Source organism: Enterobacter cloacae complex sp. GYL001, from assembly GCF_049237125.1.
Taxonomy (GTDB): Bacteria; Pseudomonadota; Gammaproteobacteria; order Enterobacterales; family Enterobacteriaceae; genus Enterobacter; species Enterobacter hormaechei_C.
Genome location: NZ_JBMKGW010000003.1, coordinates 37,311 through 57,007, shown reverse-complemented (window position 1 = coordinate 57,007; position 19,697 = coordinate 37,311). Strand labels below are relative to the sequence as shown.

Sequence of the window (19,697 nt, the reverse complement as noted above, 5' to 3'; positions counted from 1 at the left end):
TTTCAGGATATTCCTGAAATTTCTGTTAAGACTGGTTTTCAGGGCTTATGGCGTTAACATAATAAGTGTTTGTTCATAAACACAGGTTCTGATTGACGACGTTGAAGGCTGTATCGTCCCGCATCCGTTTTTTGCTGTTACTCCCCCTTTTTACGGCTGGAGCCGTTCATGGTGCGCCGAAATCCTTCGTGCAGCAGGCGCAAAATCCGTTTGATAACAACGGCGATAGTCTGCCGGATCTCGGCATGGCGCAACCGACCAGCGAAGGCGAAAAGCATCTGGCTGAAATGGCTAAGGCCTTCGGTGAAGCCAGTATGACCGATAACGGCCTGACGGCCGGGCAGCAGGCGCGACAGTTCGCGTTTGGCAAGGTGCGGGATGCCGTGAGCGGGGAAGTCAACGAGCAGATTGAATCCTGGCTTTCATCCTGGGGAAACGCCAACGTCAATGTGCTGGTGGATGACGACGGCAACTTTAACGGCAGCAGCGGAAACTGGTTTATCCCCTGGAACGACAACACCCGCTATCTGAGCTGGAGCCAGCTTGGGCTGACGCAGCAGACAGACGGGCTGGTGAGTAACGTCGAGGCAGGTCAGCGCTGGGTTGCCGGAAACTGGCTGCTGGGCTACAACACTTTTTACGACAACCTGCTGGAAGACAACCTGCAACGTGCCGGGCTGGGCGCAGAGGCGTGGGGTGAAAACCTGCGCCTGTCGGCCAATTACTACCAGCCGTTCGCTGGCTGGCAGCCGCGTTCCGACATCCGCGAGCAGCGCATGGCGCGCGGATACGACGTAACGGCCAAAGCCTGGCTTCCCTGGTTTCACCACCTGAACACCAGCGTCAGCTTTGAACAGTATTTTGGCGATAACGTCGATCTGTTTAACAGCGGTACGGGGTATCACAACCCGGTTGCGGTCAACCTGGGGCTGAACTATACCCCCGTACCGCTGGTCACCCTGACGGCTGCCCATAAACAGGGGGAGAGCGGCGTTAGCCAGAATAACCTCGGGCTGAAGCTCAACTATCGTTTTGGCGTGCCGCTGGCGAAACAGCTTTCCGCCGGGGAAGTGGCGGCGACGCGCTCGCTGCGGGGCAGCCGCTATGATTCACCCGATGGCGATAATCTGCCCGTGATGGAATTCCGTCAGCGCAAAACCCTCTCGGTATATCTGGCCACGCCACCGTGGGATCTTAAGCCAGGCGAAACGGTGATGCTGAAGCTGCAAATTCGCAGCACGCACGGTATCCGGCAGATCCACTGGCTGGGTGATACCCAGGCGCTCAGCCTGACCTCACCGGCAAACGGCAACAGCAGCGATGGCTGGAGTGTGATCATGCCTGCATGGGATGATTCGGAAGGGGCGAAAAATACATGGCGGCTTACGGCCGTGGTGGAAGATAAGGATGGGCAGCGTGTCTCCTCCAATGAGATCACGCTTTCCGTGGTGCAACCGCTCGTCGCAATGCCTGCCGACGATCCACGGTGGAAGTTGCTGCCGGATGAGTAAGTTAAAAAATGCGCTCCTGATGCACCCAGACGGCGGCTTCGACGCGGGATTTTAACTTCATTTTTTTCAGCATGTGTTTGACATGCACTTTGACCGTGCTCTCGGTGATGTCCAGACGGCGGGCGATCATTTTGTTCGGCAGCCCCTGGGCAATCAGCTTCAGAATGTCACGCTCGCGCGGGGTCAACTGGCTGACGTCACGATCAGACGTGGCGCGGTTCGCACGCAGGCTGGCGGCCAGTACCGGCGTTAACGCTTCACTCAGCACCATCTCGCCTGCGGCAGCCTGTTGCAGCGCCTTGAGCAGATCTTCCGGCTCCATATCTTTCAGCAGATAGCCGTCTGCCCCTCGCTTGAGGGCGGTGACCACGTCTTCTTCATGGTTTGAGACGCTGAAGACCACCACCCGGCCAGAGAGGGATTTCTCCCGCAGCTTGTCGAGGGTTTCCAGGCCATTCATGCCCGGCATGTTGAGATCGAGCAAGATCAAATCAGGATCGAGCGATTCGGCAAGTTCAATACCCTGTTCGCCGTTGCTGGCTTCCCCGACGACGGTGATATCTGGCGCCATGCTGACAAGCTGTTTAACGCCAGTGCGCAGCATCGGATGATCGTCAATCAACAGGATAGATGCCGGTTCCTGATTAGTCATGGTTTTCTCCTTGAGCAGTTATGAGGGGCTTTTCGGGTATAAAGGTGACCACAACTTCGGTGCCACCTGACTCTCCCCGGCGAACCTGGCAATCACCGCGCAGGCTTTGCGCGCGGTCTCGCATAATAATTAAACCATAGTGGTTCGTTCGTTCGGCATTTTCCGGCACGCCGCGGCCGTTATCCTGAACCCTGAGCTTCACCTGATTATCCTGGCAGCTGACGGTGACCGTGACGGCCGTCGCCTCGGCATGCTTGAGCACGTTGCTCAGGGCTTCGCGGGCAATTTGCAGCAAGTGGATCGCCTGGTGAGAGGGGACAAAACGCGGTGGCAGCTGGTAATCCAGCTTCACCGGGAAGCCCAGCCGGGCGCTAAACTCCTGACAGCTGGATTCCAGCGCAGGGCGCAGCCCCGGCTCTGTGAGCTGCAAACGGAAGGTGGTCAGCAGCTCGCGAAGCTGAATCCACGAGGTGTTAAGCTCGTTGCGGATCTGGCTGAGCAGCTGTTTGCTGCTCTCGGGCATGCCTTCATCCTGCATTTGCAGGCAGCTCACCTGCATCTTCATGCAGGAGAGGGACTGGGCGATGGAGTCGTGCAGCTCGCGGGCGATGGTGGCACGCTCCTCCATCACGATCAGCTGCTGCTGTTTCTCCTGGTGGCGGTCGAGCGCCAGCGTGGCCGTAAGCTGCTCAACAAGCGTATCGACCAGCTGCTGCTGGTCGTGGCTCAGGTGACGTCCGGCGGGCAGGGTGGCCAGCAAAATACCGTACTGGGTATGGCTGTCCATCAGCCGCCACTTGAGGGTCGTGCCGCTGGTGGTAAGTGGCGGCAAGCCGCGCGGGCACAGATGACACCCTTTATCGTCGCAGGAGATGTCCGACTGACAGGTAAATTCCTGATGGTTTTCCTCATCTTCAACGTCGTAAACCCGAAGCTCAAGATCGCGGAGCAGAGTCAGATTTTGCAGGCCGTTCAGTACCGGCGAGAGACGTTCGCAAAGCGGGACCTGCATATGCAGGCGACGGTTCGCCTGCCAGAGGAAAGAGAGGATCTCGTTTTTCTGCTCAAGCCCGGCGGTTTTCTCCTGGACGCGTTGTTCCAGTACCGCGTAGCTTTCTGATAGCTCTGCCGACATGGTGTTGAGCGCCTCGCCGAGCATCGCCATTTCGTTGCGCCCGCTGATGTGCGTGCGCTGGGTAAAATCGCGCTGTGTGACGGCGCGAGCCATCGCCAGGAGCTGTTTCCAGGGGTTAAGCAACCGCGCGCGCAGCCAGATAACCGTGAAAATCAGCAGCAAACCCATAAACAGCGCCATTGCGCGGTGAACCATCACCACACGGTCAATGCGTAACTCTGTGGTGCGATCGAATGAGGAGACAAGATGATCGATGCGTGACACAAACCCGGCGACGTCCCGGGCGACCGTTTCCCGGTCTTCCGCCCGCTTTAACCCAGGCTCCAGCTGGGTATGCCAGTAGCCCTGAAGCGCCTTAAGCTGAGATTGCTGACCGTCACGGATGGCGGCTCTTTCCAGTTCAGGGCTGAATGCGGTACGCTCCATTTCGTCGATAAGCGGTTGGTCAGCCTGCGTCAGCGGCACCGACGCCAGCAGCCGGTAACTCTGCATACGTAGCGAGCCTGCCTCGTTGATGGCATGCGCGTTACCCTGTACACCCTGTACCAGCCAGCCAGAAATAGCCATGCCGGTCACACCGATAGCGGTGGACAGCAGAACAATAAGCGCCAGCTGGTTAACCAGCGTCAGCGGAGATAAACATCTTTTTAACATAGAGTTGCCGGGCTCCTGACGTGACCTGATTGCAGGAATGGCGCTATTCTGGTGCATACCCTGGAGTATACCCATACCAATAAAGGATTACCTCTAAATTGCCAGAGGGGTAACGGTTAGTGGGTGGACGAAGCAGGGATGCGTCAGCACCGTGAAAAACCACACCTTTTTTACGTTTTGCATCTACTCATTAAGAGTGATGGCTTTTTTTTCGCCGCAAAACCTCCCACTTTTCCTTTGATTTATATCAACTTACCGCCGCTCTAAAGCCCTAATGTTTGCAGCATCATTCGAGAATCAGAGGTGTCTATGAGTCACTCTTCCGCTCCCGAAAGGGAAACTGGTGCCGTTATTACAGACTGGCGTCCAGAGGATCCGGCGTTCTGGCAACAGCGCGGCCATCGTGTAGCAAGTCGTAATCTGTGGATTTCCGTTCCATGTCTGTTACTGGCGTTTTGCGTCTGGATGTTGTTTAGTGCGGTTGCGGTTAACCTTCCAAAAGTGGGCTTTACCTTTACCACCGATCAGCTATTTATGTTGACCGCGTTGCCGTCGCTTTCAGGCGCACTGCTGCGCGTTCCTTACGCGTTTATGGTGCCGGTCTTTGGTGGTCGTCGCTGGACGGCTTTCAGTACCGGGATCATGATCGTACCGTGCGTGTGGCTCGGTTTTGCGGTGCAGGATACCTCCACACCGTTTAGCGTATTCGTGATTATCTCTCTGCTGTGCGGTTTTGCGGGGGCGAACTTTGCGTCCAGTATGGCAAACATCAGCTTCTTCTTCCCGAAAGCGAAGCAGGGTGGTGCGCTGGGCATTAACGGCGGCCTCGGTAATATGGGCGTGAGCGTGATGCAGCTGATTGCCCCGCTGGCGATCTCTGTCTCCATCTTTGCGGCCTTTGGCGGCGGCGGTGTGACGCAGCCCGACGGTTCCGTGCTGTTCCTGCAAAACGCCTCCTGGATTTGGGTACCGTTCCTGGTGGTCTTTACCCTGGCGGCGTGGTTCTTCATGAACGATCTGTCCGCGTCCAAAGCGTCACTGAGCGAGCAGCTGCCAGTGCTGAAGCGTGGCCACCTGTGGGTGATGGCGCTGCTGTATCTGGCGACCTTCGGCTCGTTCATCGGTTTCTCAGCAGGCTTTGCCATGCTGTCTAAAACCCAGTTCCCGGACGTGCAGATCCTTCAGTTTGCCTTCTTCGGTCCGTTTATCGGCGCGCTGGCACGTTCGCTGGGCGGGATGATCTCCGACCGTCTGGGGGGAACGCGCGTTACGCTGGTGAACTTTGTTGTGATGGCCATCTTCTGTGCGCTGCTGTTCCTGACGCTGCCTGCGGGTGGTGAGGGGGGTAACTTCTTTGCCTTCTTTGGCGTATTCATGGTGCTGTTCCTGACCGCCGGGCTGGGCAGTGCGTCTACTTTCCAGATGATCTCTGTCATCTTCCGCAAGCTGACCATGGACCGCGTCAAAGCGCAGGGTGGGAGCGACGAGCAGGCAATGCGTGAAGCCGCCACCGATACCGCTGCGGCGCTTGGGTTTATCTCTGCGATTGGCGCGATTGGCGGCTTCTTTATTCCAAAAGCATTCGGTATCTCACTGGATCTGACCGGCTCTCCGGCGGGTGCGATGAAAGTATTCCTCGTCTTCTATATCGCCTGCGTGGTCATCACCTGGCTGGTATATGGCCGTAATACCAAGAAAAACAAGTAAGCTTGATTATCCGTTTGCGCGGCCTGAGTGCCGCGCTTTTTTTAATCGCTAAATAGTTACAACATACTAATAGCTTTTCCTGTGGTCATACGCAGGTAACGCTGTGATCGCCATCGCTTTACAGGTGTTTCTACCCCTTAATACCTAAGATGTTAAATTTTGCCTCGCTTATTGTACGATAAATAAAATATATCTATATAAATCATAAAGTTAAAAAATATTAACGGCTACCGCTTTGGTGGTATTTGATCTAATACCCCCCCTCAGAGTCCCCCTTCGTCTTGATCGTTATCAATTCTCACCATCTTTCATAGCGTTACCTTCGCTGCAAATCAGCAATGTCGATTTAGAGAGCCACAGGCTCCACACAGGAGATACCCGATGAGCAAATTTTTGGACCGGTTTCGCTACTTCAAACAGAAGGGTGAAACTTTTGCCGATGGGCACGGCCAGGTTCTGGATACCAACCGGGACTGGGAAGACGGTTACCGTCAACGCTGGCAGCATGACAAAGTTGTCCGTTCTACCCACGGCGTAAACTGCACTGGCTCATGTAGCTGGAAGATTTTCGTTAAAAACGGTCTGGTGACCTGGGAAATGCAGCAGACCGATTATCCGCGTACCCGTCCGGATATGCCGAACCACGAGCCGCGCGGCTGCCCGCGTGGGGCCAGCTACTCCTGGTATCTCTACAGCGCCAACCGTCTGAAATACCCGCTGATGCGTAAACGCCTGATGAAAATGTGGCGTGAAGCGAAAGTGCAGCACAGCGATCCGGTTGATGCCTGGGCCTCCATCATTGAAGATGCCGACAAAGCGAAAAGCTTCAAGCAGGCGCGTGGTCGCGGTGGTTTCGTTCGCTCTTCCTGGAAAGAGGTGAACGAGCTGATTGCGGCTTCCAACGTCTACACCGTGAAAACCTACGGTCCTGACCGTGTGGCAGGCTTCTCGCCAATCCCGGCGATGTCGATGGTCTCTTACGCCTCCGGCGCGCGCTACCTGTCACTCATCGGTGGTACCTGCCTGAGCTTCTACGACTGGTACTGCGACCTGCCGCCAGCGTCACCACAGACCTGGGGTGAGCAGACCGACGTGCCGGAGTCCGCCGACTGGTATAACTCCAGCTACATCATCGCCTGGGGCTCTAACGTTCCGCAGACCCGTACCCCGGATGCGCACTTCTTTACCGAAGTACGTTACAAAGGGACCAAAACCGTCGCCGTGACCCCGGACTACGCCGAAATCGCCAAACTGTGCGACCTGTGGCTGGCGCCGAAACAGGGTACCGATGCCGCAATGGCGCTGGCGATGGGCCACGTCATGCTGCGTGAATTCCACCTCGACAAGCCAAGCCAGTATTTCACCGATTACGTGCGTCGCTACACCGACATGCCAATGCTGGTGATGCTCGAAGAGCGTGACGGCTATTACGCCGCAGGCCGTATGCTGCGTGCCGCGGATCTGGTGGACGCGCTGGGTCAGGAAAACAACCCGGAGTGGAAAACGGTCGCCTGCAACAGCAACGGCGAGCTGGTGGCGCCAAACGGTTCTATCGGCTTCCGCTGGGGCGAAAAAGGCAAATGGAACCTGGAGCAGCGTAACGGCACCACGGGTGAAGAGACGGAGCTGCGTCTCAGCATGCTGGGCAGCCAGGACGAGATCGCCGATGTCGGCTTCCCGTACTTTGGTGGTGAAGGTTCCGAGCACTTCAACAAGGTTGAGTTGCAAAACGTTCTGATGCACAAGCTGCCGGTGAAGCGCCTGCAACTGGCAGACGGTTCTACTGCTCTGGTCACTACCGTCTACGATCTGACCATGGCGAACTACGGCCTGGAGCGCGGCCTGAACGATGAAAACTGCGCGACCAGCTATGATGACGTGAAGGCTTATACCCCAGCCTGGGCGGAGCAGATCACCGGTGTGCCACGCGCCCAGATCACCCGTATCGCCCGCGAATTTGCGGAAAACGCCGACAAAACGCACGGTCGCTCCATGATCATCGTCGGTGCCGGTCTGAACCACTGGTATCACCTCGATATGAACTATCGTGGCCTGATCAACATGCTGATCTTCTGCGGCTGCGTCGGGCAGAGCGGCGGCGGCTGGGCGCACTACGTGGGCCAGGAAAAACTGCGTCCGCAGACCGGCTGGCAGCCGATGGCGTTTGCCCTTGACTGGCAGCGTCCGGCTCGTCACATGAACAGCACCTCCTACTTCTATAACCACTCCAGCCAGTGGCGCTACGAGACGGTTACCGCCCAGGAACTGCTGTCGCCGATGGCGGATAAATCCCGCTACAGCGGCCACCTGATTGACTTCAACGTGCGCGCTGAGCGTATGGGCTGGCTGCCGTCTGCGCCGCAGCTGGGTACGAACCCGCTGCGTATTGCGGAAGCGGCGAAGCAGGCGGGCATGTCACCGGTGGACTACACCGTTAAATCCCTCAAAGACGGCTCAATCCGCTTCGCGGCAGAACAGCCGGAGAACGGTAAAAACCATCCGCGTAACCTGTTCATCTGGCGCTCTAACCTGCTGGGTTCTTCCGGTAAAGGCCACGAGTACATGCTGAAATACCTGCTCGGTACCGAAAACGGTATTCAGGGTAAAGATCTCGGCAAGCAGGGCGGCGTGAAGCCGGAAGAAGTGGAGTGGAAAGACAACGGTCTCGACGGAAAGTTGGATCTGGTGGTGACGCTGGACTTCCGTCTGTCCAGTACCTGCCTGTACTCCGACATCGTGCTGCCTACTGCCACCTGGTACGAAAAAGACGACATGAATACGTCGGATATGCATCCGTTTATTCATCCGCTGTCTGCGGCCGTTGACCCGGCGTGGGAATCAAAAAGCGACTGGGAAATTTACAAAGACATCGCGAAGAAATTCTCTGAAGTCTGTGTAGGGCACCTGGGCAAAGAGACCGACGTGGTGACGCTGCCAATCCAGCACGACTCGGCTGCCGAACTGGCTCAGCCGCTGGACGTGAAGGACTGGAAAAAAGGCGAGTGCGATCTGATCCCGGGCGTAACCGCGCCGCACATTATTCCGGTTGAACGTGATTACCCGGCAACTTACGAACGCTTTACCTCTATCGGCCCGCTGATGGAGAAGATCGGTAACGGCGGTAAAGGCATCGCCTGGAACACCCAGAGCGAAATGGATCTGCTGCGCAAGCTCAATTACACCAAAGCAGACGGCCCGGCGAAAGGCCAGCCGATGCTGAACACGGCAATTGATGCGGCAGAGATGATCCTGACCCTGGCCCCGGAAACCAACGGCCACGTGGCGGTGAAAGCCTGGGCGGCCCTGAGCGAGTTTACCGGTCGTGACCACACGCACCTGGCGAAGAATAAAGAGGAAGAGAAAATCCGCTTCCGCGATATTCAGGCCCAGCCGCGCAAGATTATCTCCAGCCCGACCTGGTCTGGCCTCGAAGATGAACATGTGTCCTATAACGCCGGCTACACCAACGTTCACGAGCTGATCCCATGGCGCACGCTTTCTGGCCGTCAGTCTCTGTATCAGGATCACCAGTGGATGCGTGACTTCGGTGAAAGCCTGCTGGTTTACCGTCCGCCAATCGACACCCGCTCCGTGAAAGCGGTGATGGGCGCGAAATCGAACGGTAACCCTGAGAAGGCGCTGAACTTCCTGACGCCGCACCAGAAGTGGGGTATCCACTCCACCTACAGCGACAACCTGCTGATGCTGACGCTGTCGCGCGGGGGGCCAATCGTCTGGATGAGCGAAGCGGACGCCAAAGATCTGGGTATCGAAGATAACGACTGGATCGAAGTGTTCAACAGCAACGGCGCCCTGACGGCACGTGCGGTGGTGAGCCAGCGTGTACCGGCCGGGATGACCATGATGTACCACGCGCAGGAACGTATCGTTAACCTGCCGGGGTCTGAGATCACCGAGCAGCGCGGCGGTATTCACAACTCCGTGACCCGTATTACGCCGAAGCCGACCCACATGATCGGTGGTTATGCCCAGCTGGCCTACGGCTTTAACTACTACGGCACCGTAGGATCGAACCGCGATGAGTTCGTGGTGGTACGTAAGATGAAGAATATTAACTGGTTAGATGGCGAAGGTAATGACCAGGTACAGGAGAGCGTAAAATGAAAATTCGTTCACAAGTCGGCATGGTGCTGAATCTGGATAAATGCATCGGCTGTCATACCTGCTCAGTCACCTGTAAAAACGTCTGGACCAGCCGTGAAGGTATGGAGTACGCCTGGTTCAACAACGTGGAAAGTAAGCCGGGCACCGGCTTCCCGACCGACTGGGAAAACCAGGAGAAGTGGAAGGGCGGCTGGATCCGTAAAATCAACGGCAAACTGCAACCGCGCATGGGTAACCGTGCCATGTTGCTGGGAAAAATCTTCGCTAACCCGCATCTGCCGGGCATTGATGATTACTACGAGCCGTTTGATTACGACTACCAGAACCTGCACAACGCGCCGGAAAGCAAACACCAGCCGATCGCCCGTCCTCGCTCGCTGATCACCGGCCAGCGCATGGACAAAATTACCAGCGGTCCAAACTGGGAAGAGATTCTGGGCGGCGAGTTCGAAAAACGCGCCAAAGACCAGAACTTCGAGAACATGCAGAAGGCGATGTACGGCCAGTTCGAAAACACCTTCATGATGTACCTGCCGCGCCTGTGCGAACACTGCCTTAACCCGGCGTGCGTGGCGACCTGCCCAAGCGGCGCCATCTACAAGCGTGAAGAAGATGGCATTGTGCTGATCGACCAGGACAAGTGCCGCGGCTGGCGTATGTGCATCACCGGCTGCCCGTACAAAAAAATCTACTTCAACTGGAAGAGCGGTAAGTCTGAGAAGTGCATCTTCTGCTACCCGCGTATCGAAGCCGGTATGCCGACCGTCTGCTCAGAAAGCTGCGTAGGTCGTATCCGCTACCTCGGCGTGCTGCTGTACGACGCGGACGCGATTGAAAATGCCGCAAGCACCGAGAACGAGAAAGATCTGTATCAGCGTCAGCTGGACGTCTTCCTCGATCCAAACGATCCGAAGGTTATTGAGCAGGCGCTGAAAGACGGTATTCCGCAGAGCGTGATTGACGCCGCACAGCAGTCCCCGGTGTACAAAATGGCGATGGACTGGAAGCTGGCCCTGCCGCTGCACCCGGAATACCGCACGCTGCCGATGGTCTGGTACGTGCCGCCACTGTCTCCGATTCAGTCTGCGGCGGACGCGGGTGAACTGGGCAGCAACGGCATTCTGCCGGACGTGGAAAGCCTGCGTATCCCGGTTCAGTATCTGGCCAACCTGCTCACCGCAGGGGATACCCAGCCGGTACTGCTGGCGCTGAAACGTATGCTGGCGATGCGTCACTTCAAACGTGCCGAAACCGTTGACGGCGTTAACGATACCCGCGCGCTGGAGGAGGTTGGTCTGACCGAAGCGCAGGCGCAGGAGATGTACCGCTATCTGGCAATCGCTAACTACGAAGATCGTTTCGTGGTGCCGAGCAGCCACCGTGAACTGGCTCGCGAGGCCTTCCCGGAGAAAAGTGGGTGTGGCTTTACCTTTGGCGACGGTTGCCACGGGTCAGACAGCAAATTCAACCTGTTCAACAGCCGCCGCATTGACGCGATGGATGTGACCAGCAAAACGGAGCCGCACCAATGATTGAACTCGTCATTGTTTCGCGTCTGCTCGAGTACCCTGATGCTGCGCTTGTGCAGCATCAACAGGAACTCTTTGATGCACTCGCGTCATCTGAAAACCTGGATAAAGAGGATGCCCAGAAGCTGGGCGTTTTCCTCCGCGATCTGCTGGCACGCGATCTTCTTGATGCGCAGGCGGACTACAGCCAGCTGTTTGACCGGGGCCGTGCCACGTCTCTGCTGCTGTTCGAACACGTTCACGGTGAATCCCGCGACCGTGGTCAGGCGATGGTGGATCTGATGGCCCAGTACGAGCAGCACGGTTTGCAACTCGACAGCCGCGAGCTGCCGGATCACCTGCCGCTGTATCTGGAATATCTGGCACAGTTGCCGAAAGAGGAAGCGCTGGGCGGGTTGCAGGACATTGCTCCTATTCTGGCGTTGCTCGGCGCGCGTCTCCAGCAACGTGAGAGCAGCTATGCAGTCCTGTTCGATCTGCTGGTGAAACTGGCTAACGCCTCGGTTGACAGTCAAAAAGTGGCGGAAAAAATTGCGGATGAAGCCCGTGACGATACCCCACAAGCACTGGATGCCGTCTGGGAAGAGGAGCAGGTGAAATTCTTTGCTGACCAGAGCTGTGGCGAATCTGAAATCTCCGCGCATCAGCGTCGTTTTGCCGGAGCGGTGGCTCCGCAATATTTGAATATCTCTAACGGAGGACAGCACTAATGCACTTCCTGAATATGTTCTTCTTTGACATTTACCCGTATATCGCGGGCACCGTATTCCTGGTGGGAAGCTGGCTGCGTTATGACTATGGCCAGTACACCTGGCGTGCTGCCTCCAGCCAGATGCTGGATCGTAAAGGGATGAACCTGGCGTCAAACCTGTTCCACATCGGGATTTTGGGAATTTTCGCCGGCCACTTCCTGGGGATGCTGACCCCGCACTGGATGTACGAAGCGTGGCTGCCGATTGAAGTGAAGCAGAAGATGGCGATGATTGCCGGCGGCGCCTGTGGCGTGATGACCCTGGTGGGTGGTCTGCTGCTGCTGAAACGACGTCTGTTCAGCCCACGCGTGCGGGCTACCACGACCGGAGCGGACATCCTGATCCTCTCCCTGCTGATGGTGCAGTGTGCGCTTGGTCTGCTGACCATTCCATTCTCTGCGCAGCATATGGACGGCAGCGAGATGATGAAGCTGGTTGGATGGGCACAGTCTGTCGTGACCTTCCGCGGGGGCGCTTCTGAGCATCTGGACGGCGTGGCGTTTATCTTCCGCGTTCACCTGGTGCTGGGTATGACCCTGTTTGTGCTGTTCCCATTCTCTCGCCTGGTGCACATCTGGAGTGCGCCGGTGGAGTACCTGACGCGCAAATATCAGGTTGTGCGTGCCCGTCGCTGATTCGCTGTATTAATACAACCCCGCATTTGCGGGGTTTTTTTTGTCCCCGATCCAGGGGGGCGTGCGGATGCCGGGTGGCGGCTGCGCCTTACCCGGCCTACAGACCCTATTCGTAGCCCCGGTAAGCGAAGCGCCACCGGGGAAAACAGGCAGGGAAGGATTACTCCCGGCATCGAGGAATATGGAGCATTGTGCTTGAGTGAGTGCTTAAGAATCTGGAAGTGATGGTGGTGGGGGAAGGATTCGAACCTTCGAAGTCGATGACGGCAGATTTACAGTCTGCTCCCTTTGGCCGCTCGGGAACCCCACCAGGGGTAATTCATATTTTGAGGTAAAGCTGGAGATGGTGGTGGGGGAAGGATTCGAACCTTCGAAGTCGATGACGGCAGATTTACAGTCTGCTCCCTTTGGCCGCTCGGGAACCCCACCACGGGGTAATACTTTTAACTGGCCTGCTTCCTGTTGGAAGCGGGGCGCATCATATCAAATGAGACGCCCCTGTAAAGCATTCCTTTAGGAAAATGAAGCTGTTTGCCTGCTTTTTATCCGTAAAGGCGTAAAGCTAATCAATTCATTTTCCGAGGGATTAAAGAATAATCGTTCTGTTGCCGTACACAAAGACGCGCTGAGCAAGTACCTGATACAGCGCACGGCTCAGTACGTTCTTCTCAACGTCACGGCCAGCACGCATCATATCTTCTGCCGTATAGGTGTGATCCACGTGGATCACGTCCTGCATGATGATTGGACCTTCGTCCAGATTGTCATTCACGTAGTGCGCGGTTGCGCCAATGATCTTCACCCCACGCTCGTATGCCTGGTGATACGGACGCGCGCCAATAAAGGCTGGCAGGAAGGAGTGGTGGATGTTGATAATCTTGTTCGGGAAGCGCGCCACGAAGGATGGCGTCAGCACGCGCATATATTTCGCCAGCACCACATAGTCCGGGTTATGCGCTTCAATCGCATCTGCCATCAGGTTGTCGTGCTCTTCACGGGTATGGCCTTCGTGACTGACCAGTTCAAACGGAATGTCGAAACGTTCTACCAGCGTACGCAGCGTCTCGTGGTTGCCAATGACGGCGGCAATTTCGACGTCCAGGCCACCGTAGTTGGCTTTCATCAGCAGATCGCCCAGGCAGTGCGCCTCTTTGGTGACCAGAATGACAATGCGGCGACGGCCCGCCGGGTTCAGCTCGCGCACCGAGCCTTCCGGCAGGGCGCTGTCCAGATCGGCAAGCAGGGTTGTGTCGTTGAAAATGCCTTCCAGTTCGGTACGCATAAAGAAGCGACCGGTACGGTGGTCAACGAACTCGTTGTTCTGCACGATATTCAGTTCATGCTTGTAGCAAATGTTGGTAATTCGTGCGATCAGCCCTTTTTGATCGGGACAGATAGTGCGCAGAACTTTACGTTGTAATGATTGCATCGCCGGGAAATCCTGTTTATGTATTTGCGAAGTCTGAGTTGTCAGGCATTACTGCCGCAACACTTTTTAAATTTTTTTCCTGAACCACAGGGGCAGGGATCGTTACGACCGAATTGCGGACGTGTGCCGTCAATATAATACCATTGCCCGCTGTCCTTTAAGAACCGTGAGCGTTCAATGATGGCGCCGGGCTTGTTTTGTTCGCTAAAGCGGGCGACAAAACTGACATAACCCTCGTTGGCATCGCGGCCGGGAGCGGCTTCAAAGACGGTGAGGCCCAGCCAGACGGTGTTGGCAAATCCGGCTTCAATCTCTTGGCGAAAATCGGCAGCATGGCAGGACGGATGCCAGGTTTTAATCAGGTAGTCTGCGTTTTTGATCACAAAAGCAGTATACCGCGAGCGCATAAGGTGTGACGGCTCTGGTGCAACCTGCTCGCCAGAAAGATATCGCTGGCAACATAGGCTATACTCCAGAGCGCTACCACAGGGGCAGAGTTGAGACACGATTCTCTTCCTGGAACAAAAAATAAGGCGTTAAACGCTTAAGGTAGCAATATGTTAACTGAGCAGGTGCGTTGACGCTATGTCGGGAATCCAGGGGAAGTGAAACAGGGCTAATGAGAAAGGTAAAAATTGGACTGGCGTTGGGCTCAGGTGCAGCCCGGGGTTGGTCACATATTGGCGTTATCAATACCTTAAACCAGATGGGGATTGACGTTGATATTGTCGCAGGATGTTCAATCGGGTCGCTGGTCGGATCCGCGTACGCCTGCGGTAAGCTCCCGGAGCTTGAAAGCTGGGTGCGCTCCTTCAGTTACTGGGATGTGCTGCGCCTGATGGATCTCTCCTGGCAGCGTGGCGGCCTGCTGCGCGGCGAACGCGTGTTCAATCAGTTTCGTAAGATAATGCCCCTCGCTGACTTCAGCCGCTGCCAAATGCCTTTCGGTGCCGTTGCAACCAACCTCAGTACGGGCAGGGAGTTATGGCTCACTGAAGGGGATATTCATCTCGCCGTTCGCGCATCCTGTAGCATGCCGGGGTTAATGGCGCCTGTGCCTCACAACGGCTACTGGCTCGTTGATGGGGGCGTAGTGAATCCTGTACCCATCTCTCTGACCCGCGCCATGGGGGCGGATATCGTTATTGCCGTGGATTTACAGCACGACGCACACCTTATGCAGCAAGATTTGATGCCGGTTAATCTTCAGAGCGATGACGCGGAAGAAGAGAAACTTGCCTGGCATGCGCGATTACGCGGCAGAATAGGGCGCCTGACCGCCCGTCGCGCGGTGACCGCGCCGAACGCCATTGAAATCATGACGACCTCTATTCAAATCCTTGAGAATCGCCTGAAGCGAAACCGTATGGCTGGCGATCCTCCGGATATTCTTATTCAACCCTATTGTCCACAAATCTCTACCCTTGATTTCCACCGGGCTGAGGCCGCCATAGCAGCGGGCTCGTTAGCCGTCGAAAAGAAAATAGATGAACTGTTGCCTTTTGTGCGTACAGCACGTTGAGCACTTTTTTGATTACTTCAGCAAAATCTGACAGGCGATAGTACCAATAGCATGCCACTATTGAGTAACTGTCAGCCAGGGGAGGAACCATGACACAGCCATTGGCCGGAAAACATATTTTGATAGTTGAAGACGAGCCCGTTTTCCGATCGCTACTGGATTCGTGGTTATCCTCACTGGGTGCAACCACGTCCCTTGCCGAAGATGGCGTCGAGGCACTGGAAAAAATGGCCAGCACGGCGCCTGATCTGATGATCTGCGACCTTGAGATGCCGCGCATGGACGGATTAATGCTGGTGGAAAACCTGCGTAATGAAGGTTATCAGACACCGATACTGGTGATCTCGGCCACCGAAAATATGGCGGATATTGCTAAGGCGTTGCGTTTAGGTGTGCAGGATATTCTGCTCAAACCGGTTAAAGATTTGAACCGTCTGCGTGAAACGGTGTTGGCCTGCCTGTATCCCAATATGTTTAATTCCCGGGTGGAAGAAGAAGAACGTCTTTTCCAGGACTGGGATGCTTTAGTCAGTAATCCGCTCGCGGCCGCGAAGCTGCTTCAGGAACTTCAGCCGCCGGTGCAGCAAAATATCTCTCATTGCAGAGTAAATTATCGCCAGCTGGTAGAGGCTGACCAGCCTGGGCTGGTGCTGGATATTGCGCCGTTATCAGATTCTGACCTCGCTTTTTATTGCCTGGATGTTACCCGGGCGGGAGATAACGGCGTTCTGGCGGCCTTATTACTCCGTGCGCTGTTTAATGGATTGCTACAGGAACAATTATCCCATCAGGGGCAACGACTTCCTGAGTTAGGCAGTTTACTAAAACAGGTCAACCAACTTTTTCGCCAGGCCAATTTGCCGGGGCAGTTCCCGCTTCTGGTTGGCTATTATCACAGCGGGTTGAATAACCTTATTCTGGTCTCTGCGGGTTTAAATGCCACGCTGAATACTGGCGAACACCATATTCAGGTGAGTAACGGCGTGCCGTTGGGTACGCTGGGAAATACTTACCTTAATCAAATTAGCCATCGCTGCACCTCCTGGCAGTGCCAAATTTGGGGTGCCGGAGGGCGGTTACGCTTAATGTTGTCCACGGAGTAAGCAGTCAGATTTTATTTTTCAGATTGCTTTACCTGTGTTTTTGCTGGCAGTGCTACTATCGCTGCAAGTTTCATGCGTATTTGTCTTAATTGATCGGCAACGCGTTCTTTTCAGACCCGTATTAGTGGCTGAGACTGTATACTCAACGCGTTATTCAATGCATAAAAGTTCAAAACTTGAACAGTTCAGGAGAATTTCAATGGCTGCCCTTAATTCGAAAGTCAGAAAGGCCGTTATCCCGGTGGCGGGATTGGGTACCAGGATGTTGCCAGCGACGAAGGCAATCCCAAAAGAGATGCTGCCTCTGGTTGATAAGCCATTAATCCAGTATGTCGTGAATGAATGTATTGCAGCAGGTATCACCGAAATTGTGCTGGTGACGCATTCATCTAAAAACTCTATCGAAAACCATTTCGATACCAGTTTCGAACTCGAAGCAATGCTGGAAAAACGCGTTAAGCGCCAGCTGCTGGAGGAAGTGCAGTCTATTTGCCCTCCACACGTTACCATTATGCAGGTTCGTCAGGGCCTGGCGAAAGGCCTGGGGCACGCAGTATTGTGTGCACACCCGGTAGTGGGTGATGAGCCGGTCGCGGTTATTCTGCCTGACGTGATTCTTGATGAGTACGAGTCCGATCTTTCCCAGGAAAACCTGGCGGAAATGATTAAACGCTTCGACGAAACCGGCAGCAGCCAGATTATGGTTGAGCCAGTCGACGACGTGACCGCTTACGGCGTGGTTGACTGCAAAGGCGTTGACCTGCAACCTGGCGAAAGCGTACCGATGGTTGGCGTTGTTGAAAAACCTAAAGCGGACGTCGCGCCGTCTAACCTTGCTGTCGTTGGTCGTTACGTCCTGAGTGCTGAAATTTGGGCTTTGCTGGCGAAAACGCCTCCGGGTGCGGGCGATGAAATCCAGCTGACGGATGCTATCGATATGCTGATCGAGAAAGAGACCGTGGAAGCCTACCATATGAAAGGTAAGAGCCATGACTGCGGGAATAAGCTCGGTTATATGCAGGCATTCGTCGAATATGGTATTCGCCATAACAGCCTGGGTGAAGAATTTAAAGCCTGGCTCAAAGGTAGCGTGGGTATTAAGTAATAAACTCACAGGCCCAGTGAACAAGACCGGTGGAGCGATGTCCACCGGTTTTTTTATGCCTGTCGCTCCGTAATTGGCGGGGGATTGTCAAGGACGTTAAATAGGGAGCCTCACAATATGACAGAATGTAAGGAGATGTTCGGGCGAATATTACAGGCATAAAAAATCCCGCATTAAGCGGGATTTTTCAGAATCTTTCCAGATTAATCCTTGATCAGGAAGTCATCCAGTTGTTTACCTTGTTCGTCCATTGCTTTCTTGATTACAGCAGGAGTACGGCCCTGGCCGGTCCAGGTTTTCTCTTCGCCGTTCTCATCGATGTAGCTATATTTAGCAGGACGTGCCGCGCGTTTTGCTTTGGTACCGGTTTTAGCCGCAGCCATGCTGTTCAGCAATTCGTTTGGATCGATACCATCGGCAATCAGCATTTCACGATACTGTTGCAGTTTACGTGTACGTTCTTCGATTTCAGCCGCAGCAGCGCTTTCTTCTTCACGACGTTCGTTAACTACAACTTCTAATTTTTCGAGCATTTCTTCAAGCGTCTCAAGGGTACATTCTCTTGCCTGCGCACGAAGAGTACGGATGTTGTTCAGAATTTTAAGTGCTTCGCTCATTGTAGTAATCTCAAACTTATAATGGGGGTGGGTTTGTTGTCCTAATAATAGAGCCTTAATTTCACTTGTGCAATAGGTGGGAATGTAAGGAATTCAAAAAATACAAAATAAACGACGCTATTATTAATTACGCTAACTTAAATTTCATTGTTTGTTGGGTCTATGAGATATCGTTTCAAACGGCAAAAGCGCGTCATTTGCGTGTATGTTTTGTGACTTTTACCTCAGGAATTATAGTTGCGATTGATAAATATCAGCCTTTTGTATTACCCCGAGTAAGCGCAGCGAAGACAAGAATAGTTAATAAATAGTGAATTTTAATGAACGAAGAAGACACTATAAAAAGAAGTGTTATCTCTGGTTGCGGACTCACCTTATTGTCAGTGTTTAATGACTTTACTGCCTGTTTTAACGCATTATTTTGCGCCATTCGCGAAGGATTTACTGATGCATGGCAGGGTGGAGAGCGCAGCCCGCCGCTGATGACGGTACAAAATATGGTACAATGATCCATCGGGAATATTACACATTGATTAGGGTTCTTCGGCCAATGGCACAACTTTATTTCTACTATTCGGCAATGAATGCAGGGAAATCGACGGCGTTACTGCAATCCTCATACAATTATCAGGAGCGGGGGATGCGTACCGTTGTTTATACCGCCGAAATCGACGATCGCTTTGGGGCAGGGAAGGTGAGCTCAAGAATAGGGCTCTCGTCGCCTGCAAGGCTGTTTAACCCTGAAACGGACCTGCTGGAGGACATTCGTGCCGAGCATGCCACTAAGCCTGTCCATTGCGTGCTGGTAGATGAAAGCCAGTTCCTGACCCGAGAGCAGGTCCATGCGCTTTCAGAGGTCGTTGATGAGCTGGATATTCCCGTTCTTTGCTATGGATTACGTACCGATTTTCGTGGGGAGTTATTTGCCGGCAGTCAGTATCTGCTGGCCTGGTCGGATAAGCTGGTTGAGCTGAAAACAATCTGCTTTTGTGGCCGCAAGGCAAGTATGGTTCTTCGCCTGGACCAGTCGGGTAAACCCTATGCTGATGGCGAGCAGGTGGTGATAGGAGGCAATGAACGTTATGTCTCGGTCTGCCGCAAGCATTATAAAGAGGCGCTGGCTGTAGGCTCGCTGACGGCGTTACAGGGCGACAATCGAAAATAATAAGAATGTTTTACGGATCCTCAGATATAAAAAAACCCGCCAGCGGCGGGTTTTTT

The 19,697-nt window shown here is 54.5% G+C and carries 16 protein-coding genes and 2 tRNA genes; 11 read left to right on the top strand and 7 right to left on the bottom strand.

The window, feature by feature from the left end; translation table 11 throughout:
* Positions 1-92 precede the first annotated feature (92 nt).
* Positions 93-1,511 carry a YchO/YchP family invasin gene (locus ACOTWU_RS07620; protein ID WP_126498620.1) on the top strand — a complete coding sequence of 473 codons (1,419 nt, stop codon included), beginning with the start codon at positions 93-95 and terminating at the stop codon, positions 1,509-1,511.
* Position 1,512: 1 nt separating this feature from the next.
* On the opposite strand, the gene narL is transcribed toward ACOTWU_RS07620, so the two are convergent.
* The gene (gene narL / locus ACOTWU_RS07615; protein ID WP_003856701.1) at positions 1,513-2,163 is read right to left on the bottom strand and encodes a two-component system response regulator NarL; all 651 of its coding nucleotides are present in this window, start codon (positions 2,161-2,163) and stop codon (positions 1,513-1,515) included.
* Positions 2,156-3,952, bottom strand: coding sequence for a nitrate/nitrite two-component system sensor histidine kinase NarX (narX, locus tag ACOTWU_RS07610; RefSeq protein ID WP_032669674.1), 1,797 nt, complete (start codon positions 3,950-3,952; stop codon positions 2,156-2,158). The genes narL and narX overlap by 8 nt, the downstream gene beginning before the upstream one ends.
* Before the next feature lie 309 nt (positions 3,953-4,261).
* On the opposite strand from narX, the gene ACOTWU_RS07605 reads away from it, so the two are divergent.
* The 5 genes from ACOTWU_RS07605 to narI all read left to right on the top strand — a co-directional run bounded on the left by ACOTWU_RS07605 (position 4,262) and on the right by narI (position 12,700).
* A complete protein-coding gene (locus ACOTWU_RS07605) occupies positions 4,262-5,659 on the top strand; it encodes a NarK family nitrate/nitrite MFS transporter (RefSeq protein ID WP_017384245.1) in 1,398 nt (465 codons plus the stop codon).
* 381 nt (positions 5,660-6,040) lie between these two features.
* Positions 6,041-9,784: a nitrate reductase subunit alpha gene (locus ACOTWU_RS07600; RefSeq protein WP_220719443.1), complete on the top strand. Its 3,744-nt coding sequence runs from the start codon at positions 6,041-6,043 to the stop codon at positions 9,782-9,784.
* Positions 9,781-11,316, top strand: coding sequence for a nitrate reductase subunit beta (narH, locus tag ACOTWU_RS07595; protein WP_017384243.1), 1,536 nt, complete (start codon positions 9,781-9,783; stop codon positions 11,314-11,316). The genes ACOTWU_RS07600 and narH overlap by 4 nt, the downstream gene beginning before the upstream one ends.
* Complete coding sequence (gene narJ, locus ACOTWU_RS07590; protein WP_022651366.1) at positions 11,313-12,023, top strand: nitrate reductase molybdenum cofactor assembly chaperone; 711 nt, start codon at positions 11,313-11,315, stop codon at positions 12,021-12,023. Before narH ends, narJ begins: the two co-directional genes overlap by 4 nt.
* Positions 12,023-12,700, top strand: a complete 678-nt coding sequence (gene narI, locus ACOTWU_RS07585) for a respiratory nitrate reductase subunit gamma (RefSeq protein WP_015570365.1) — start codon at positions 12,023-12,025, stop codon at positions 12,698-12,700. The genes narJ and narI overlap by 1 nt, the downstream gene beginning before the upstream one ends.
* Positions 12,701-12,925: 225 nt before the next feature.
* Here narI and ACOTWU_RS07580 read toward each other — a convergent pair.
* The 4 genes from ACOTWU_RS07580 to ACOTWU_RS07565 form a co-directional block, all read right to left on the bottom strand.
* Positions 12,926-13,010 (bottom strand) — tRNA-Tyr (locus ACOTWU_RS07580).
* 34 nt (positions 13,011-13,044) lie between these two features.
* A tRNA-Tyr gene (locus ACOTWU_RS07575) sits at positions 13,045-13,129 on the bottom strand.
* 157 nt (positions 13,130-13,286) lie between these two features.
* Positions 13,287-14,129, bottom strand: a complete 843-nt coding sequence (gene purU, locus ACOTWU_RS07570) for a formyltetrahydrofolate deformylase (RefSeq protein ID WP_063413389.1) — start codon at positions 14,127-14,129, stop codon at positions 13,287-13,289.
* A 41-nt stretch (positions 14,130-14,170) separates the two neighbouring features.
* A complete protein-coding gene (locus ACOTWU_RS07565; RefSeq protein WP_026094296.1) occupies positions 14,171-14,635 on the bottom strand; it encodes a YchJ family protein in 465 nt (154 codons plus the stop codon).
* A gap of 113 nt (positions 14,636-14,748) precedes the next feature.
* Here ACOTWU_RS07565 and rssA point away from each other — a divergent pair, with 113 nt between their 5' ends.
* From rssA to galU, 3 genes are all read left to right on the top strand, one after another.
* Positions 14,749-15,651 (top strand): patatin-like phospholipase RssA, encoded by a 903-nt coding sequence (rssA, locus tag ACOTWU_RS07560; protein ID WP_063413390.1) that lies wholly within the window; start codon positions 14,749-14,751, stop codon positions 15,649-15,651.
* Positions 15,652-15,740: 89 nt separating this feature from the next.
* Positions 15,741-16,754 (top strand): two-component system response regulator RssB, encoded by a 1,014-nt coding sequence (rssB, locus tag ACOTWU_RS07555; RefSeq protein WP_126498618.1) that lies wholly within the window; start codon positions 15,741-15,743, stop codon positions 16,752-16,754.
* A gap of 199 nt (positions 16,755-16,953) precedes the next feature.
* On the top strand, positions 16,954-17,859 hold the full coding sequence (gene galU / locus ACOTWU_RS07550; RefSeq protein ID WP_003856723.1) for a UTP--glucose-1-phosphate uridylyltransferase GalU: 906 nt from the start codon (positions 16,954-16,956) through the stop codon (positions 17,857-17,859).
* Positions 17,860-18,062: 203 nt separating this feature from the next.
* Here the strand turns inward: galU and hns are convergent, their stop codons facing one another.
* Complete coding sequence (hns, locus tag ACOTWU_RS07545) at positions 18,063-18,476, bottom strand: histone-like nucleoid-structuring protein H-NS (RefSeq protein WP_003856724.1); 414 nt, start codon at positions 18,474-18,476, stop codon at positions 18,063-18,065.
* A gap of 320 nt (positions 18,477-18,796) precedes the next feature.
* On the opposite strand from hns, the gene ACOTWU_RS07540 reads away from it, so the two are divergent.
* Both ACOTWU_RS07540 and tdk read left to right on the top strand, forming a co-directional pair.
* Positions 18,797-18,985 carry a hypothetical protein gene (locus ACOTWU_RS07540; protein WP_126498617.1) on the top strand — a complete coding sequence of 63 codons (189 nt, stop codon included), beginning with the start codon at positions 18,797-18,799 and terminating at the stop codon, positions 18,983-18,985.
* 41 nt (positions 18,986-19,026) lie between these two features.
* Positions 19,027-19,641: a thymidine kinase gene (gene tdk, locus ACOTWU_RS07535; protein WP_033486914.1), complete on the top strand. Its 615-nt coding sequence runs from the start codon at positions 19,027-19,029 to the stop codon at positions 19,639-19,641.
* The last annotated feature ends 56 nt before the right edge of the window (positions 19,642-19,697 follow it).

Coding starts and splice junctions, on each gene's coding strand:
- narL (WP_003856701.1), bottom strand. CDS start 2,163: ATGACTAATCAGGAACCGGCATCTATCCTGTTGATTGACGATCATCCG.
- narX (WP_032669674.1), bottom strand. CDS start 3,952: ATGTTAAAAAGATGTTTATCTCCGCTGACGCTGGTTAACCAGCTGGCG.
- ACOTWU_RS07605 (WP_017384245.1), top strand. CDS start 4,262: ATGAGTCACTCTTCCGCTCCCGAAAGGGAAACTGGTGCCGTTATTACA.
- ACOTWU_RS07600 (WP_220719443.1), top strand. CDS start 6,041: ATGAGCAAATTTTTGGACCGGTTTCGCTACTTCAAACAGAAGGGTGAA.
- narH (WP_017384243.1), top strand. CDS start 9,781: ATGAAAATTCGTTCACAAGTCGGCATGGTGCTGAATCTGGATAAATGC.
- narJ (WP_022651366.1), top strand. CDS start 11,313: ATGATTGAACTCGTCATTGTTTCGCGTCTGCTCGAGTACCCTGATGCT.
- narI (WP_015570365.1), top strand. CDS start 12,023: ATGCACTTCCTGAATATGTTCTTCTTTGACATTTACCCGTATATCGCG.
- purU (WP_063413389.1), bottom strand. CDS start 14,129: ATGCAATCATTACAACGTAAAGTTCTGCGCACTATCTGTCCCGATCAA.
- rssA (WP_063413390.1), top strand. CDS start 14,749: ATGAGAAAGGTAAAAATTGGACTGGCGTTGGGCTCAGGTGCAGCCCGG.
- rssB (WP_126498618.1), top strand. CDS start 15,741: ATGACACAGCCATTGGCCGGAAAACATATTTTGATAGTTGAAGACGAG.
- galU (WP_003856723.1), top strand. CDS start 16,954: ATGGCTGCCCTTAATTCGAAAGTCAGAAAGGCCGTTATCCCGGTGGCG.
- hns (WP_003856724.1), bottom strand. CDS start 18,476: ATGAGCGAAGCACTTAAAATTCTGAACAACATCCGTACTCTTCGTGCG.
- ACOTWU_RS07540 (WP_126498617.1), top strand. CDS start 18,797: ATGAACGAAGAAGACACTATAAAAAGAAGTGTTATCTCTGGTTGCGGA.
- tdk (WP_033486914.1), top strand. CDS start 19,027: ATGGCACAACTTTATTTCTACTATTCGGCAATGAATGCAGGGAAATCG.